The sequence below is a fragment of the Armatimonadota bacterium genome (assembly GCA_039679645.1).
GTDB lineage: Bacteria > Armatimonadota > UBA5829 > UBA5829 > UBA5829 > UBA5829.
Genome location: JBDKUO010000029.1, coordinates 42,370 through 54,654, shown reverse-complemented (window position 1 = coordinate 54,654; position 12,285 = coordinate 42,370). Strand labels below are relative to the sequence as shown.

The 12,285-nt window shown below is 51.2% G+C and carries 14 protein-coding genes and 1 tRNA gene; 2 read left to right on the top strand and 13 right to left on the bottom strand.

Annotated elements, in window-relative coordinates:
* Window positions 1-151: 151 nt before the first annotated feature.
* A tRNA-Lys gene (locus ABFD83_05895) sits at window positions 152-226 on the top strand.
* A 124-nt stretch (window positions 227-350) separates the two neighbouring features.
* The gene (locus ABFD83_05890; GenBank protein MEN6356600.1) at window positions 351-1,028 is read left to right on the top strand and encodes a class I SAM-dependent methyltransferase; all 678 of its coding nucleotides are present in this window, start codon (window positions 351-353) and stop codon (window positions 1,026-1,028) included.
* Here the strand turns inward: ABFD83_05890 and cysK are convergent.
* From cysK to miaA, 13 genes are all read right to left on the bottom strand, one after another.
* Window positions 1,025-1,948 (bottom strand): cysteine synthase A, encoded by a 924-nt coding sequence (gene cysK / locus ABFD83_05885; protein ID MEN6356599.1) that lies wholly within the window; start codon window positions 1,946-1,948, stop codon window positions 1,025-1,027. The genes ABFD83_05890 and cysK overlap by 4 nt on opposite strands.
* A 60-nt stretch (window positions 1,949-2,008) precedes the next feature.
* Window positions 2,009-3,313, bottom strand: a complete 1,305-nt coding sequence (locus ABFD83_05880) for a neutral/alkaline non-lysosomal ceramidase N-terminal domain-containing protein (GenBank protein MEN6356598.1) — start codon at window positions 3,311-3,313, stop codon at window positions 2,009-2,011.
* Window positions 3,313-4,533: a DegT/DnrJ/EryC1/StrS family aminotransferase gene (locus ABFD83_05875; protein MEN6356597.1), complete on the bottom strand. Its 1,221-nt coding sequence runs from the start codon at window positions 4,531-4,533 to the stop codon at window positions 3,313-3,315. The genes ABFD83_05880 and ABFD83_05875 overlap by 1 nt, the downstream gene beginning before the upstream one ends.
* Window positions 4,534-4,550: 17 nt before the next feature.
* Window positions 4,551-4,958 carry an ASCH domain-containing protein gene (locus ABFD83_05870; protein MEN6356596.1) on the bottom strand — a complete coding sequence of 136 codons (408 nt, stop codon included), beginning with the start codon at window positions 4,956-4,958 and terminating at the stop codon, window positions 4,551-4,553.
* Window positions 4,959-4,962: 4 nt separating this feature from the next.
* Entirely contained in the window at window positions 4,963-6,255 is a 1,293-nt protein-coding gene (hflX, locus tag ABFD83_05865; protein ID MEN6356595.1) for a GTPase HflX, read from the bottom strand.
* Complete coding sequence (locus ABFD83_05860) at window positions 6,243-6,803, bottom strand: GNAT family N-acetyltransferase (GenBank protein MEN6356594.1); 561 nt, start codon at window positions 6,801-6,803, stop codon at window positions 6,243-6,245. Before ABFD83_05860 ends, hflX begins: the two co-directional genes overlap by 13 nt.
* Window positions 6,766-7,164 carry a PIN domain-containing protein gene (locus ABFD83_05855; protein MEN6356593.1) on the bottom strand — a complete coding sequence of 133 codons (399 nt, stop codon included), beginning with the start codon at window positions 7,162-7,164 and terminating at the stop codon, window positions 6,766-6,768. Before ABFD83_05855 ends, ABFD83_05860 begins: the two co-directional genes overlap by 38 nt.
* Entirely contained in the window at window positions 7,161-7,409 is a 249-nt protein-coding gene (locus ABFD83_05850) for a ribbon-helix-helix protein, CopG family (GenBank protein MEN6356592.1), read from the bottom strand. The genes ABFD83_05855 and ABFD83_05850 overlap by 4 nt, the downstream gene beginning before the upstream one ends.
* 89 nt (window positions 7,410-7,498) lie before the next feature.
* On the bottom strand, window positions 7,499-8,674 hold the full coding sequence (locus ABFD83_05845; protein ID MEN6356591.1) for an LL-diaminopimelate aminotransferase: 1,176 nt from the start codon (window positions 8,672-8,674) through the stop codon (window positions 7,499-7,501).
* Between the two features lie 4 nt (window positions 8,675-8,678).
* Window positions 8,679-9,857 (bottom strand): LL-diaminopimelate aminotransferase, encoded by a 1,179-nt coding sequence (locus ABFD83_05840; GenBank protein ID MEN6356590.1) that lies wholly within the window; start codon window positions 9,855-9,857, stop codon window positions 8,679-8,681.
* 210 nt (window positions 9,858-10,067) lie between these two features.
* Window positions 10,068-10,937, bottom strand: a complete 870-nt coding sequence (gene dapF / locus ABFD83_05835; GenBank protein ID MEN6356589.1) for a diaminopimelate epimerase — start codon at window positions 10,935-10,937, stop codon at window positions 10,068-10,070.
* Window positions 10,938-11,072: 135 nt separating this feature from the next.
* Window positions 11,073-11,339 (bottom strand): RNA chaperone Hfq, encoded by a 267-nt coding sequence (gene hfq, locus ABFD83_05830; GenBank protein MEN6356588.1) that lies wholly within the window; start codon window positions 11,337-11,339, stop codon window positions 11,073-11,075.
* Complete coding sequence (gene miaA, locus ABFD83_05825; protein MEN6356587.1) at window positions 11,336-12,253, bottom strand: tRNA (adenosine(37)-N6)-dimethylallyltransferase MiaA; 918 nt, start codon at window positions 12,251-12,253, stop codon at window positions 11,336-11,338. Before miaA ends, hfq begins: the two co-directional genes overlap by 4 nt.
* Window positions 12,254-12,285 lie beyond the last annotated feature (32 nt).

The window sequence follows — 12,285 nt, the reverse complement described above, 5'->3', positions numbered from 1 at the left end:
TTCGGCCCGGCGCAATCAAGCGCCGGGCTGTTTTCTTGTTTATTGTAACCCCGATGCCCAAGCCGCCTTACGAATCAATCTAAAATCAATGCGCGCAAGCGTTGACCGTGCCCGGCCAAAGATGGTATAATTTTACAGTCGCAGTGGCGACGGGTCGGTAACTCAGTGGTAGAGTATCGCCCTTTTAAGGCGAGAGTCCTGGGTTCGAATCCCAGCCGACCCACCAGTCAGATTAAAAACCGTACTTGCAATAGATTTTGTGAGCGCGGTTTTTTTGTTAGGGGGTCCGGTTGAGCTATATCTGGCAGAACGATAATCCTGACGAAACAATTCTCAGCGATGATGATCTCATGCTTATGCTGGATTCTTTGTTGCGCAATGAATCGCAGTGGTGGGACTCATTTTATTCTGACAGGTCTAAACAGATTCCATTCTTCATAGATGCTCCTGACGAGAGTCTGGTTAGCTGGTTCGATGGCAATCAGTTGCAGCCGGGTCGAGTGCTCGAACTTGGTTGTGGCGCGGGTAGAAATGCAATATATATGGCAATGCAGGGCTGCAGTGTAGATGCGATAGATATATCACCCGTATCAATCGAATGGGCTAAGGAGAGAGCTGCAGAGGCCGGGGTCGATGTTAATTTCATATGCTCCTCTATTTTTGACTTTCCAATTGAAGCCGGATGCTATGACTTAGTCTATGATTGTGGGTGCTTCCATCATATACCACCGCATCGCAGGATGTCTTTTACCTCGCTGATAACTACTGCGCTCAAACCCGGCGGAGCATTTGGCTTGACCTGTATGGGCGCAGCGCCGCCTGAGGAGATGGGCGGAGCTGATATTACCGACTGGCAAGTCTATAGAGATCGCAGTATGCACGGTGGCCTGGGATATTCAAAGCAAAGGCTGATGAACATCTTCAGCCCGTATTTTGATGTGCTTGAATTGCGACAGATGTGTAAGCACTCCAAGGGCGATCTATTTGGTGAACCATTCCTTTGGGTAGGTCTGTTTCGCAAATGCTAGATAAGGCTTGTGCTGAAATATCTCTCAACGCGGTCCGGCATAACAGTAGCCACTCTGGCGCTGGGTCCGAGCTTTTTGACAAGCTGCATCGCCGCCCAAACGTTTGCTCCTGATGATGTGCCGACAAGCGCACCTTCTATGCTTGCGAGGCTTCGGGTAGTGTTAATGGCATCGTCGTCGGTTACGGTGATGACCTCGTCAATGAGTTCTACGTCCAGCACAGGAGGCACGAACCCATCACCTATTCCTTGAATCTGATGCAGCCCCGGCTCATGTCCGAGTAGGGCGGCAGAGTTTCTCGGCTCCACAGCCGCTATTCGCACATTGGGGTTCTTTTCCTTGAGAAACTTGGCAACTCCACCCAGAGTACCGCCGCTTCCAACACCGGCGCAATAGCCGTCTACGTGACCTTCCATCTGTTCCCATATCTCTACTGCGGTGGTCTTGTAGTGGATCTCAGGGTTGAGTGGGTTCACGAACTGCCCCATCAAAAACGAGTCGGGTATTTGGCGTCTGATGTCCTCAGCTTTAGCCACTGATCCTGCGATGCTCTCCTGGGCGGGGGTCTCGACTAATTCGGCTCCGAGTGCCCGTATGATCTTCTTGCGTTCCTCGCTCATATCCGACGGCATACATATTATGACCTTGTAGCCTTTAAGTCTGCCGACAAACGCCAGTGCAATTCCTGTATTGCCGCTTGTCGCCTCGACTATTGTAGAGCCCGGCTTAAGCTTACCGGTGATTTCAGCTTGTTCAATTATATACTTAGCGACCCTGTCTTTTACACTTCCCGCCGGGTTCAGAAATTCGGCTTTGGCCCAAACATTGCCGCCTGCTATCTTACACAGGTGCAGCATAGGAGTGTTTCCAACAAGATCGAGAATATTATCAACGCAAGCGCTGCGTGTATTTGTGTTCAATTACTACCTCCGGGTGAGTTTGCTCATGTATACCCAATATGCCTTAGCCGCAATCGGCTTCTATTCCTGCGCATCCATTTGCGAGAATATCTCCGCAACTGCCGATACCAGGCGGCTGTCCGCATCTTCGCAGAAGCCTGTCATCATCCCTTCAAACCAACGATAAGCCGTTGATGCGTAACCGCCCTGCTCATATTCCCACTTCGCTGGTATGTAGCAGTAGAGCCCGTTCGAGTAACCCACGAATGCGCAGACCGACGGCGACATATCTGCTTTAACAGCCAGCGCTATATCCGAATAAGGCTCGACGGGCACACCGACAAGGCTGAAGTCATTTATCTTTGCCGCGAATATCTCGACAGGAGTTGTTTTAGGGACCGAGTTGTTATGGATCGCATTTTTAAGATCGTTTGCCCATACCAGCATAGCCGACTCGATGCTTGTCTTCCCCGCCTCGCCTGCCTTAGCTATGGCCGACTCATACTCGGCTATCAGTCCAGCAAGTTCATCATCTGAGACAGGCTCAGCCATCGGCATATCTACTGTCCTGCTCAGAGTTTTGATCTTCACTGTGCAGACCTTTTGAGCGCTGCCTAGGAGTTCATCGGCTTTGCCTGCAAGCATATTACCGAATGCTTCGACGTCCTCAAATGTGCCGGTTCCCCAGCCCCTGTCGCGGTTTATTACAGGATCGGCGTCGCCTCCAGCTCCAGCCAGATACAGCCCGATGCCGCCTCTAGTCTCACTCAGTTTCCTGCAAGCCGCGCCCGGGAAGTCTCCCGAGAACAGCAAATTCTTGGGACCCATAGTGACCGCATGAGTAGAGAAGTTGATGAGGGTCGCTATGTTCGTCCCTGCCCAGGAGTCTACGCTAAAGACTATGAAATCCTCGTCAATAGTGCGAGTTTTATCCGCTCTGTTGTAACCGAAGCCTTCGATTTTTGACTTTGCGTATGAAAATGTAGCAGGTTCCAGCTTGCCCGGCAGTGTGCAGACAGCCTCGACAATCTTCTCCTTCGCCTTTGCGAGCCATTCGGGGTTGAGCACACCCATGACTCCACGTTGATACTGCGTGGCTGGGCCTGAGTGCGTGTGAGTGCCCGCGACCATAATTGCACTTTCCGGTATACCGGCACGCTGATGAATGCACCTGCGTATGTCGTTGACATCCTGTGTGCCAATACCGAGCAGATCACACGAGACAATTACAAAAAATACTCCATCGGCATCTATCATAAGTGCGCGAGCCATGATCGGGTCGTGCGTGCCCTCGGCGGGTTTGGTTCTGGCTCCGTAGCCGGTCATCCATACGCCCGGCCAAGGCTCAAGGTTTGTTTGTGTTGCCGATGCTCTAAATAGCGACATTACACTAATTCCCCCGCATTCTCACAGACTTTCCTGATTCCATTTGCCAGAGCGAGCACATTTTTCTCATCCGCCAGCAGCATTGTCTGCGGTATCCAGCACGTATCATTGCAGACTTCTTCACAGACAGGGCATTTTACGATGCTGTAATCGATCTTCCTGCCGTAATAAGGACATGAGAACGGGCAGTTCGCCGAGCCTTCTTTCTCCTGCCGGAACATCGTGTTCTTATACAGCGGCGTTGTATAACCCGGTGAGAGCTGGATCCCCTCAGCCTCGCAAGCCTCGATAAATCGTGCTCGCGATATACTCATATCAAGTCTGAACGGATAGAAATGATAACTGCGTCTTGTCATTCGGTTATCGTGTCGGGTCAGACGAATCCCCGGTGCATCATTGAGCACATCCTCGATTATCTGTACGCTTTGCATACGCTTGATTATCTGTGATTCAAGCCTGGTGAGCTGCGCCAGAAGTATTGCGGCCTGAAACTCAGTCAGCCTGAGATTGGAGCCGATTACATGATGCTCGTACCACGCGCCTGTCTTGGAGCGTCCACAGTTAGTGATGCTGCGGCACGCGTCTGCGATCCGTTCATCGTCGGTGAGCATGATTCCACCCTCGGCGCTGTTGATGTTTTTCGATGCCTGAAAACTGAACACCCCGCAGTGACCGATAGCGCCGACCCCTTTTCCTTTCCACTGACTGCCCCAGGCGTGGCATGCGTCTTCGATCAAATACAGATCGTGTTCGCGGGCAATTTTCCAGAGCCTGTCCATATCGGCGACATACCCGCCCAGGTGCACTGGTATAATAGCTTTTGTTTTATCAGTGACTTTGCGCTTGACATCTTCCGGGTCTATGCAAAATGTGTCCGGCTCGATGTCAGCAAATATCGGGATTGCGTTGACTCGCAGCACTGCGCTTGCGGTTGCCATAAACGTATACGGCGGGACTATCACTTCATCGCCCGCGCCGATTCCCAGCGCATCGAGTGCCGCTTCGAGGGCGGTGGTTCCGCTAGTGGCCGTCACCCCGAATTTCGCGTTTTGAAACCCGGCGTATTTGCTCTCAAATTCTTTGACCTTCTCGCCGTACCACCATTTACCCGATTCAAGCACTTCCAGCAGTGCGGTTCGCTCTTCATCTCCATGTACAGGCCAACTTGGCCACTGGCAGTTACAGGACTTTTCTGCCCCGAATATTGCAAGCTCAGACATTTATTCCTCCAGCAGAATTACTCAATATCAAATGCAAGATTGACTGCGCATTTGGTCAGTCGATCCTTTATCTTAAGACGATCATTATTATCCAGGCTAAATTGATCTATATCGACTTCGTATAATCCCAGCGAACCGCGCATTGGAAATGGCTTAATTTTCTGCACATTAGTTAGTATCCATGCGAAGCATTCGGGATATAGCTGACCGCAGCAGGCAGAAGCCACATGTTCCTGGCGCATCGGTTGGCAATCAGCTATATCAACTATTGCCAGTGCACAACCTGCGGGTTCGATATCAGGCCTTTTTGAGGATACGATCAGCACCGGACCTCTATATTTTGTAGGCCAAGTGCGAAGTTCGACGGTTTTTTCACCCGATGCAATTTTGTTTGCTGCGGGCTGCTTAACTGAAAGCGCTTTCATTACCCTAACTTTCTTGAATCTCAAATGCTTTTATTCTATCCGCCAGATCGGGCGACAGCTCCACCTCAATGCGCACCCCTTCCGGCAGATATTCCTGCGCCAGCACTCGGCCTCTGTCGTGGCACATCGCCAGCAGATCGCCGCGGTCATAAGGCAGAAGAGCCTCGATCCGGTTCATCATCTCGCCAATAACCTTGCATAACAGCCGGTGCAGGTATTTCACTCCATCGCCTGTGCCCGCGGACATATAGCACGAGTCAGGTATCTCTGCAACCATTCTCCTGAGCTCATATTGATCCTTTACCAAATCGCTCTTGTTGAAGACCGTAATGATCGGTTTGTCCTCAATATCCAGTTCGGCGAGCACTTCAATGACAGCGACATATTGCTGTTTGAAGAACGGATGAGCCACATCGACCACATGTATCAGAAAATCCGCATCGACTACCTCTTCAAGTGTTGCGCGAAACGCCGCAATTAGGCCATGCGGCAACTTGCGCAAAAAACCGACTGTGTCCGATAGTATAATCGAGCACTGGCCCTCCATGTCGACCCGCCTCGTCGTTGGGTCGAGTGTTTCGAATAACCTCGCATTCGCAGAGACGTCGGTTCCCGCCAGCAGGTTCATGAGAGTGGATTTACCAGCGCTGGTGTAGCCGACCAGTGAGGCATTGGGAACCATGAGTTTGCGCCTGGATCGTTTTTGGACTTTGCGGTGCTGAACGACTTCGTCAAGCTCATCGCGCAGTACCGATATCCGTTTACGCACGCGCCTGCGGTCTGTTTCAAGTTTGGTTTCACCCGGCCCGCGTGTTGCGATCCCACCCGCGCTGCCGCCGCCGATACGTGACATCGACGTGCCCTGTCCGGTGAGCCTCGGGAGCAGATATTGGAGCTGAGCAAGCTCGACCTGCAGGTTTCCTTCGCTTGTGCGGGCGCGCTGAGCAAATATGTCGAGGATGAGCTGTGTGCGGTCGATCACTTCACACTTGGTCGCGTCGCCGACATTTCGCTGTTGGGTAGGGGAGAGGTCTTCACCTATTATTACGACCGACGCGTCAGAGTCTGTCGCGCGCAGATAAGCCTCCTCTGCATTGCCCTTGCCTATATAGAAACGCGGGTCAGGGTCATCGCGGCGGATATGCATCTCATCGGCGATCTCAATACCGGCGCTGTCCACGAGTTCGCGCAGCTCTTCGGTATTGGCGTCGGCTTCCCAGCGGTCCTTGGGATCAATGACCACGAGAAGTGCTTTATCGGTTGTGCTGATATCATTAAGAAGCACTAGATATTCCAACCATATGCGCTAGCCTCAAGCTCACGCCCGCCAATGGTGAGGGTTTTACGCCTTATAAAGCGGCCGTTTATGTGCTCGTAGAACCAGCGCGATTTGTTTTCCGTAAGCACCCAAATAACCATGCCTTCGGTGCCGTCTGCCATGAATCTCTCAGCAACTTTATCGAACAGAGCCTTACCTATACCCCTGCCTTGATATTCTTGCAAAACGTATATGGCATAGAGTTCGCCCTTATGGATCGGATCGCCATCTCTTTCGGGTCCTGCATGAGCAAAACCAATGATACTGCCATCGTCGCCGACTGCCACGAACGTAAAGCAATTCTCTTCAGCCAGCCCGATTTTCCATCTAACCTCTGAGCGTTCATAGCTCAAGTTATCGAGGTGATCATCATCCACCAAGCCGCGGTAAGCGCTTCGCCAAGTATCTACACCCACTTTAGCAATGCTTGCCGCATCTTCAATTGTTGCCGGTCGGATAAGCATGTCGTTTTGATTGGAATATCTCAGTTTAGGCAGTGAAGTCTTCTTCGGCGAAATGTCTATCATATGCCAGAGCCTTGATGATGGCAGAATCACGCATCACTACAAAAGAAGCACAATCGACGAGGCTCGGTCCATTCTTTCCATATGCCAGCATTGCAGCAGTCGCAGATGCATGGGCTTTCTGATCGACCCAGATTACCATCATCAGAGGCAAGAGGCTATCTAGAAAACTACGCATTGCATCATCGCCCAGTCGATTTCTGACAAGAGCGCATGTTTCTACAACCACATAGTTGGACGTACACAGCCTAACAACATCATCGTCCAGCAGAGCGTTCCAATCGGCAACGGCTCTATCGTGATTCTTGTCCGTGCTTGATAGCACTGCGTAAAATGCGGATGTGTCGATGAATACGCTATTCATGCTCCAAATGCCTCGGACAGATAACGATCATGGTTTTCAGACACGTCCGATTGGCTGTCCTGATAAGCGCCAAATACCGCGCGGGCTTTAGCTTTCATCTCGTCCATGTCAGGCAGCGATTCACTGGCAAGCGTATTGTCCACCGACCGACGTATAATCTCCGCCACCGATACCCCTTTTTGGCCTGCAATCTTCTTAAGCCTCTGATACTGTTTTTGGGTCAACTGTATCTGAGTTCTTACCATAGTGATCTCCTGTGATTACAGAATTTACTACATGATATCATGCCCAGTGAGTGCACGAATAGAAAAACTCAAAATTCGGAGTTCGAAATTCAGAATTTAATTTTTAGGCTCTTGATCCGCCGCACAGCCTCGGTCATGCGGTCGCCGTCTTTATCTCCAAGCACCGTGAGCGACATCCGGACGTATCCTTCGCCGTAACTGCCGTAGCTGTTACCCGGAATCACAAGCACTCCGGCGTCCTTAAGCAGCATCTTTGCGAACTCAGTGGAAGTATATCCATCGGGTACTTTTGCCCACACATAGAGCGACGCCTTGGGCTTTTTGAGGTTCCATCCCAGAGCATTGAGCCCGTCGACCAGAATGTCTCTTCTCTTACTATATAGATCGAGCATGCTCTTATTAGAAACATTTTCCAGAGCAAATGCAGCGGCGAGCCCGATAGGTTGGAACTGCCTCGAATCGACATTGGTCTTGAGCTCGTTCAGCGCTCCGACAAGTTCGCTGTTACCTGCGCCAAAGCCTATTCTCCAGCCTGTCATATTGAATGTCTTGGAGAGAGTGTTCATCTCAATGCAGTAGTCTTTTGCTCCGGGAACCTGCAGGATACTGGGCGCTTTATAACCATCGTATGTGACTTCCGAATATGCCAGATCGCTGCAGACAGCTATGTCGTATTGCCTTGCAAATTCGACGACATCTTTATAAAAGTCAAGATCAGCCACGGCGCCGGTCGGGTTGTTCGGGTAGTTAATGAACATCAACTTTGCGGCCTTGGCTTTATCAGTCGGTATGGCGGTGAGGTCAGGCAGGAAATTGTTCTTTTCGAGCAGAGGCATAGGCACAGGCTCGCCGCCTGCCATAGCCGTATTTACCCAGTAGACGGTGTAACCCGGGTCAGGCACAAGACTTACGTCGCCCGGGTCGATCATAGTCCAGCAAAGATGAGCAAGTCCGTCTATCGAGCCGATAAGCATTACCGTCTCGCTGCATGGGTCGATATCCACGCCAAAGCGCTTTTTATACCACCTTGCCGCTGTTTCCATAAGTGCGGGGCAGCCGACTTCAGACTCGTCATACCTGTGATATTCAGCTTCTCTCGCCGCTTCACAGAGCCTGTCTACTATTGGTTCAGGTGTAGGCTGGTCCGGGTCGCCGATTCCAAGGTCTATAATGTCTCTGCCCTCAGCCATGACCTTGGCTTTCAAACGTGATATCTCCATGAACAGATAGGGCGGTATTTTGCCCAGTCTCTTTGCTTTTTTCAACTTACTAACTCCATTTTATTTGTATTTCTTTGATTCTCCGCACAGCTTCAGCCATTCTGTCGCCGTCCATGTCGCCTGAAACGGTAAGCGACATGCGTACATAACCCTCGCCGTATTCTCCATATCCGTTGCCGGGGATTACGAGCACACCGGCATCGGTGAGCAGCTTTTTTGCGAAATCAGCCGAAGTATAGCCTTCCGGCACTTTTGCCCATACGTAAAGTGATGCGATCGGCTTCTTTACCTTCCAACCCAACCCATTGAGACCATCAATCAATATGTCTCTTCTCTTTTTATACAGATCGAGTGTAGGCTGGTTGGACACATTCTCCAGAGCATATGCTGCGGCGATGTCTATTGCCGGGAACTGCCGTGAATCGATGTTCGACTTCAGTTTATTCAGATGCGTGATCAGATCTTCGTTTCCTACCGCAAACCCGATCCGCCACCCGGTCATGTTATACGTTTTCGAGAGCGAATGCATTTCAATTACCACATCTTTGGCTCCATCGGCTTGAAGCATACTCGGCGCTCTATAACCGTCATATGTTACTTCCGAGTATGCCAGGTCGCTGCAGACCGCAATATCGTATTGCTTCGCAAAGCGCACCACATCGTTATAAAAATCGAGCGTTGCAGTTGCGCCTGTCGGGTTGTTCGGGTAGTTCAGGAACATGAGTTTGGCCTTCTTGGCGACATCCGTGGGTATGTCATCAAGAGAGGGCACAAACCCGTTTTTCTCAAGCAGCGGCATCTGATGGATATTGCCGCCCGCCATAAGTGTATTGACCTTATAGACAGTATATCCGGGGTCAGGAACAAGGCTGATATCGCCGGGGTTAATCATTGCCCAGCACAGGTGAGCAAGCCCATCTTTTGAACCGAGCAGAAGCATAGCCTCCGACTTTGGGTCGATGTCGACATTGAAGCGTTTCTTATACCACCTGGAAGCAGCTTCGAGAAAAAGCGGCCAGCCGGCCTCGGTCTCATCATAGCGATGTGTTTCCGGGTCGTTCGCGGCCTTGCAGAGCCTGTCGATCACAGCCTGCGGGGTGGGCTGATCGGGGTCGCCGATTCCAAGATCGACAAGGTCTTTACCTTCGGCGACTGCCTTTGCCTTTAATCGAGATATCTCACCGAACAGATATGGCGGTATAAGGTCAAGTCTCTTTGCTCTTTCCATGCTTTCTCCTATGCTGTGAAAAGTTCGCGATTTGAAATCGCTGGTTTCTTTTCCGGTCGCGATCCAGATATCGTGCCCGAACCTACTCTGAACGGATTCAGCTTTATCCCTCCAGGAATCTTTCCTGGAGGGATAACAGAATTACGTTTTATGCAAAACGCCGCCCGGCAGTCTGCCGAACGGCGCTTTTAATTTCTAAATTGCTTTCGGCTATCCCTCAGTAATCCACTTCTTGAACTCAGCCGGTATTACCTTCCCCTCAAAGACTTCTTCCGCGGGGCCGGTCATATAAACTTTGTTGTCGCCGAGCCATTCTATGAACAGGTCTCCGCCCCTGAGGTGGACGGTTACCTTTTTCTGCACTTTGTCATTTAGCATGGATGCGACAGCCGACGCGCATGCGCCGGTTCCGCATGCTAGAGTCTCGCCTGCTCCGCGCTCCCATACGCGCATCTTGATCTCCTGCTGGTTCAAGACTTCTATGAACTCAACATTTGTCCGCTGCGGAAACGACGAGTGGTTTTCCACCTCCGGACCGATCTTCTCTACCGGGACCTCGTCTACATGGTCTACGAACGTTATGCAGTGCGGATTTCCCATCGACACGCATGTGATCTCGATTTTCTTTCCGGCGATCTTAAGCGGTTCGGCGATTACCCTGTCGGCTGCCGTGCCCTTCATTGGGATTTCAGACCGCAGCAGCCCCGGCTCGCCCATGTCCACGCGCACTGTCTGCACTTTGCCACCGGCCGCATTGAGCTTCAAGGTCTTGACTCCGCCTAGAGTCTCTACAGTCATGACGACGTCAGTGTGAAACTTTCGGTCAAATAAATATTTTGCGAAGCATCGGATTCCATTACCGCACATCTCGGCTTCACTGCCGTCCGGGTTAAACATGCGCATGTGGAAGTTAGCGGTGCGCGAGGGCAGGACGAGAATAATCCCGTCTCCTCCGACGCCAAAATTGCGGTCACAGGCGTGTTTTGCAATAGATGGGAGTTGCTCTTCCGGTATTATTTCTTTTGCGCCGTCAATCACAACAAAATCATTACCGGCGCCATGCATCTTTGTAAATCTCACAGTTCTCGTTCCTGATTGTTAGTTTTTTTAATACTTATCTCTCCAGGTATCCTGAATCATACTATGGCCTCCAGGTAAGGTACCTGGAGGCATTAAAAGCCTTTTTTAGATTTCACAAGTCGAAATTCAGAATATCTAGGAGGTTTCTTCTTCGGCAGCAGTACCGCGCTCATCACGAGGTGCAAGCTGTACGAACTTGAGCGGGACCACTGACGCCATTGCGTGCTTATATACAAGCTGCGACGGTTTGCCCGGCGTTTCGAGGACCAGTGTAAACGAGTCGAACCCGCGAACCAGCCCCTTAAGTTGCACACCGCTTGTGAGGTAGATAGTGACGGGAATGTTTTCTTTTCTAACCTGGTTCAGGAACGTGTCCTGCAGGTTCATCTGCGCCTTGTTCATTTGTCTAAGGACTCCTTTATTATTAGTGACACCTCTGCGGCGGTTCGTCCACCCACATCAATCCATTGAACTCGCGGGTCGGCACGGAACCAAGTGTATTGCCTCTTGGCAAACCGTCTGGTGTTCTTTTTGAGGAGTTCGACGGTCTCGTCAAAGCCCCGTTTTCCTCCCAGATAGCCGGCTATTTCCTTATAGCCCAGGCCCTGCATCGCGGTCGTGTTTGGGTCGACTCCCATTTCCATGAGCCGCGAGACTTCCTCGACAAGGCCGGTTTCTATCATTATATCCACGCGCTGCTCTATTCGCGCGTAAAGCTTCTTGCGGTCCATCATGAGACCGAAAAAACGAACGTCAGAATAACGAGACTGACGCCTGGAATCTGCATCAAAGATATCCGAGGGTCTGGAGCCTGTCTGCTCATAAATCTCCAGCGCTCGTATTACTCTTTTCAGGTTGTTAGGATGAATTCGCTGTGCCGACGCCTGATCGACCTTCGCGAGCAGGCCGTGCACGTATTCATTACCATATAGACGCGCCTGTTCAACCATCTTTTGCCGAAATTCTTGATTGTCGGCGGGAATCGACGTGTCCAGCCCGTCTATAGCAGCCCGCACGTATAGCCCGCTGCCTCCCACCACCAATGCCGGTGGGTTCCTACGGACTATATCGTCTATCGCATCATGCGCAAGCTGCTGAAACTCGCCCACGTTAAATGACTTTGCCGGGTCGGACACATCTATAAGATGAAATCGAGCGCGTGACTGTTCCTCGGCGGTCGGTTTGGCAGTCCCGATGTCCATACCTTTGTATACGGCCATCGAGTCTGCCGAGACAATCTCTCCGCCGATAAGCGTCACAAGTTCTATCGCCACAGCCGTCTTACCCACTGCTGTGGGTCCGACTATCGCGATCACATCGCTCAATGTGTCTGCCACCCTTGCATATG